Annotated in this window: 5 protein-coding genes; 2 read left to right on the forward strand and 3 right to left on the reverse strand. The window is 70.5% G+C overall.

Going from position 1 to position 4,562, the window contains the following annotated elements; genetic code table 11:
• Positions 1–174: 174 nt before the first annotated feature.
• From ACFY04_RS43580 to ACFY04_RS43590, 3 genes are all read right to left on the reverse strand, one after another.
• Complete coding sequence (locus tag ACFY04_RS43580; protein ID WP_389126614.1) at positions 175–846, reverse strand: Uma2 family endonuclease; 672 nt, start codon at positions 844–846, stop codon at positions 175–177.
• 402 nt (positions 847–1,248) lie between these two features.
• A complete protein-coding gene (locus ACFY04_RS43585) occupies positions 1,249–1,770 on the reverse strand; it encodes a putative immunity protein (protein ID WP_389126616.1) in 522 nt (173 codons plus the stop codon).
• Between the two features lie 35 nt (positions 1,771–1,805).
• On the reverse strand, positions 1,806–2,237 hold the full coding sequence (locus ACFY04_RS43590; RefSeq protein WP_389126618.1) for a MarR family winged helix-turn-helix transcriptional regulator: 432 nt from the start codon (positions 2,235–2,237) through the stop codon (positions 1,806–1,808).
• A 99-nt stretch (positions 2,238–2,336) separates the two neighbouring features.
• On the opposite strand from ACFY04_RS43590, the gene ACFY04_RS43595 reads away from it, so the two are divergent.
• Together ACFY04_RS43595 and ACFY04_RS43600 are read left to right on the forward strand one after the other, a co-directional pair.
• Positions 2,337–3,257: a zinc-binding alcohol dehydrogenase family protein gene (locus ACFY04_RS43595; protein WP_389126620.1), complete on the forward strand. Its 921-nt coding sequence runs from the start codon at positions 2,337–2,339 to the stop codon at positions 3,255–3,257.
• A gap of 28 nt (positions 3,258–3,285) precedes the next feature.
• Positions 3,286–3,798: an immunity 21 family protein gene (locus ACFY04_RS43600; RefSeq protein ID WP_389126622.1), complete on the forward strand. Its 513-nt coding sequence runs from the start codon at positions 3,286–3,288 to the stop codon at positions 3,796–3,798.
• Positions 3,799–4,562: the final 764 nt, after the last annotated feature.

The raw sequence follows: 4,562 nt of genomic DNA on the forward strand, positions 1-4,562 counted from the left end.
CTTTCAGCGCCGATGGTACTGCAGGGGGGACCCTGTGGGAGAGTAGGACGCCGCCGAACAATCATTGCGGAAGCCCCGCACCAGCCCTTACAGGGTTCGGTGCGGGGCTTTTCTGCGTTCACGGCCAGATCGACGCGGACCGGGCCGGCCGAACCTGCGGCCGTGGCCCGAGCTTCACCAGTCGGCGGGATAGCTCTTGAGGGTGCTGGTGTCCAGGGTCCAGCGGCCGGCGGTGACGACGTCCCCAAAGGAGTAGGGGACCGTCTTGCGGTACCGGGTGCCGTCGGGCCCTGCTGAGGAGTCGCTGTGCACGGTGACCGTCAGCTTGTCCCTGCGGGGGTCCACGACGACGTACAGGGGGACACCCATCCTGGGGTAGTCGTGCAGCTTGTCGCGGATGTCGGTGAGGGGATTCGTGCGGGAGACGACTTCCACCACCATCAGGACGTCGCGGGAGTTGACGACCTTTGCCGTGTCATCGGTGTCCTCTTCTGCGATGACCATGAGGTCGGGGACCTTGGTGAGGCCTGTTTGAGGATCGCCCATGTTCGTGTCGTTGAGGGCCATGACCTCTGGCGTCTGCGCCTCGATCTGGCGGCGCAGACGCACCACATTGAGTCCGTGCGGAGCCGTGGGGCTCATCATCGTGAGGAAGATCTGACCGTCGGTGGTCTGCACCTTCCACTGGTCCTCCTGGTGCTCGGCCAGTTCCGCGAGCTGCTCCGCGAAGTCGTGCATGCGGCGCATCTGCTCGGGGGTGAGGTCGCCCATGATTTCCTCCTGGTGGGTGCCCGACCAGACTATCCAGCCCGGCGGTGGCGAGGCCTCGGCCTGGTCCGTTCTCACCTGAGGAGCATCAGCACGCGCTCTCTGCCGGCGAAGTCCAGGTACCGCCCGAGCACGATGCGGCGGGCGGAGCCTGGGTGCTCCGGAACCGCTACCGGCACCCCGTACCGAGCCTTGGCGGGGCCGAGGGTTCGGTGCTGCACGGTCGTCGCGGTTGTTGCGGCAGTCGTCGGCGCTCGCACGACGTGGCAGCTGGTACGTGTGCCCCGAAACTCGTGAACGAGGCCCATGGACGGATCCCACCCGCAGGCCGAGTGCCTTCTTGTGCGCGATGTGGTTGACCTGCTCGAGGGCGTCGTCGTGGTTCATGCCGGTCATTCGTCGATGGGCGTGGCGAGCACGCTTCCACAGCACCCCTAGGTGACTCGAGTTCCCGGCACCCCGCGAAGGCCCAGCCTTCACTCAGTGGCGGAGGGCGGCGTCGAGTTCGTAGTAGAGCGTGTCCAGCCGACTGCGACCAGGGCTGCGAGCCGGCATCCGGCGCAGCAGGGCGCGAACCTCCGGCGGCGCGTGCTCGATCGCCCATCGGATCTCCTCGTCGGCGGCGCCCGGGTCATCGCCCGCGGCGAGCTCACGCGCGAAGGCCTCGTACACGGCGGGCCCCAGTACGTGCTTCGACTGGTGCGGGGTGGCCAGCGGGTGGATGTACGGGGTCGCTGCCGCGTGGCACGCGGCGCGGGCGGCGGCCGTGGCCGCCGGGTCGTCGACCTCGCGCGCCGCCGCGTGGGCCGCCCAGGCGAGGGAACGTAGCTTCGCGGTCCGCTTGCCCTCGCGCACGAAGGCCCGGATTCCTTCGATCGCCTCGCGAGGGCGGGGGTCGGCGGGGGCCTTCGCCTCGAACAGGGGCAGGGCCCGCTCGACGCAATCGGCGGCCCAGAGCCCGAGTTGGCGGCGGTCTTCTTCGCTGATGGTCACCTCGTCCATCCGCCCATCATGCGCGGTTTCGGCGTTCGGCGGACCTACGCGGCTTCGTGGAGCCGGGTCAACAGGGCCATCAGACGCTCCCGTTCGGCCGGGCTGAGCGGGGCGAGGAACTCGGCGTTGGCCGCTTCGGCCAGGGCCGCGCAGCGGGCGAGTACGGCGGTCCCCTCCGGGGTGACGGTGACGGCGTTCTTGCGGCGGTCGTCGGGGTCCGGGGCGCGCAGTACGAGGCCTGCCTCCTGGAGGTGGTTGAGCATGCCGACCATGTCCTTGGGGTCGACGGCGAGCCGGCGGCCCAAGTCGGCCTGGGCGACGGGCCCGTACTCGGCGGTGGCGGCCAGCACCGCGTGGTGCATCAGCTTCAGTCCCTCCGCGGCGATCGCCGCCGCGACCAGCTCGCGGCCGCGTGCCGCGACGCGGCCGACGATCCAGGAGGGCAGGGACTGGATGTGCTGGAGGGCCGAGGTCATGGGCCCACCCTACCCAAAGTCGTTGGACGCCCCCATGACTTTGACCCTATCGTTGGGATGCCCAATGAAAATTGTCGAGGTCGAGGTCGGGGAGGTCCTGTGCTGCGTATTCGCCATGAGGTCAACGGTGGGCCGGAGGTGCTGTTCGCCGAGGAGGCCGACGTACCCGCGGCGGGCACCGGAGAGCTGCTGATCCGGGTCGAGGCGGTCGGCGTGACCCTGCCGACCGTGCGCAAGGTGCGGGAGGGCAGTGAGCCCGTCCCGTTCGGCGGCGAGGTGGCGGGGGCCGTCGTCGCCGGCCCGGGCGTCACCGGCTTCACCGCCGGGGAACGCGTCACCGGACTGTGCTTCGCCGATGCCTACGCCGAGTACGCGGTGCTCAATACCGCGATGACCTCCCGGATCCCGGCCGGCGCCGGCGCCGTGGAGGCGGTCGCGCTGGTCCGCAGCGGGCTGGTCGCCCGCGGCGCGTACGAGGCCGGGCGCGTGGATCCCGGCGAGTCGGTCCTGGTGACGGCGGCGGCGAGCGCCGTGGGCACGCTCGCCCTCCAGTACGCGAAGGCCGGCGGGGCGGGACGCGTCGTCGCGGCCGTCAGCAGGGCGGACAAGGCCGACTTCGTCCGCGGCCTGGGCGCCGACGAGGTCGTCCTGTACGGGGACGCCGACTGGGGCGGACCGTACGACGTGATCCTCGACGGCGTCGGCGGCGACCTGCTCGGACCCGCCGTACGGGCCCTGGCGACGGGCGGCCGCCTGGTGGCCTTCAGCTCCGGCGGCGGCACGGTGCAGGCGTACGAACTCCTGCTCCGCGGCGCCTCGTTGATCGGCTTCCAGATGCGGGCCGTCGCCACAGGCAAGCCCGAACTGTACGAGCGCTGGCTGCGCGAACTGTGGCAGCTGCGCGCCGCGGGCACCCTGCGTACGGCCGTGCACGAGGCGATCCCCCTGTCCGAGGCCGCCCGCGCCCACGCTGTCATCGAGCAGCGCCGGAACCTCGGCAAGGTCGTTCTGGTCCCCTGAGTGGGGAGTCGGCATCTAACCTCGCGCCATGACGAGATATGCGGATCCAGGACTGGTCGACTGGGTGGAGTCCGGCGGGGGGCCGCTGGTGGTGGTGCCGGCCGAGGTGCTGACCCGGTGGGAGGGGGCGGACAGCGAAGGTCCGGAATCCGACTACGACAGGGCCTGCGCGGTCGTCGGCTACACCGGACTGCTCGCGGTAGGTCCGTCGGACGCGCTGGTGCTGGGTGACGAGCCCTCGTCGACGGCGTTCCTCCCGGAGCACGGGGTCTTCGTGCGGTGGGTGGCGGCCGAGTCGGAAGCGGAACTGCTGGGCAGCGTGGAGGCGGCGTTGGCGGATGCCGTCTGGGAGGACGGTCAGGTCTGGGACGTGCCGGGGCCGGTCGTGCTGTTCGACTCCGCATGGCCCGGCTCCGAGGTGGAGCCCGACAACCACGCACGGGTGGATCTGGCGGCCGGCCGGTACGAGGTCCGGGCCGCCCTGGCGCAGCCGAACGCCGAGACCGCCTTCCAGCTGATTCGGCTGCTTCCGTTGAGGTAGCGGGTCGTGCACACCTCGACACGGGCGTCCGAGCAGAGGAAATGATTGAGGAGATCATCGCGCTCGGCCCCCTACGTACCCTCGCCGCCAACGGGTACGTACCGCCCCGGGTGAGGGCCCGCCTCGCGGAGCACCCGGACCCGGTGGTCCGGTGCGGGGTCGCCGCGAGCCTCGGGGACGAGCCGCCCGGGGTGCCGGCCCGCCTGGCGGAGGACCCGGATCCCTCCATACGTAGAGCCGCGGACGCCCACCCGGACCTGCCTGCCGGTCTGCGTGACGTGCTGGCGGAAGGACTCCGGACATGTTCGTACGCAGCGCGACAGCGGCTCGGGCGGACACTCCGGCGGCCACGCGTGAGCGGGTGGTGGCCGGCTTGGGGCCTGACAATCCTCTCGACGAGTGGATGCTGTCGTTCGGTCGCAGCACCCACACCTGCCTCCCAGCGGCACCGGTCCCGCCGCCCCTGACCAGGCAACAGGCCGAAGCGTTGCTCGCGCGGGCCGGCCTGGAGGTCCGCTCGCGGGGGCGGTGCCCCGGGCCGTTTTGACACCCCCCAGGCCGAGTTGTAGAGTTAAACGGTTGCCTCGAACTGGACAAGTTCGGCAGCCCACCCCCCAACGAATGCAATTCTGTGTGGGGTGCACTCGATTCTTCAGGAATCCGAAGCCGGGGAAATCCGGTGGAGAACTTCTGATAGAGTCGGAACCGCCGGAAAGGGAAAGCGCGAAAGCGAATAACCTGGAAAGCACCGAGGAAGTCGGACA

The sequence above is a fragment of the Streptomyces sp. NPDC001549 genome (assembly GCF_042894025.1).
Classification (GTDB): Bacteria; Actinomycetota; Actinomycetes; order Streptomycetales; family Streptomycetaceae; genus Streptomyces; species Streptomyces kutzneri.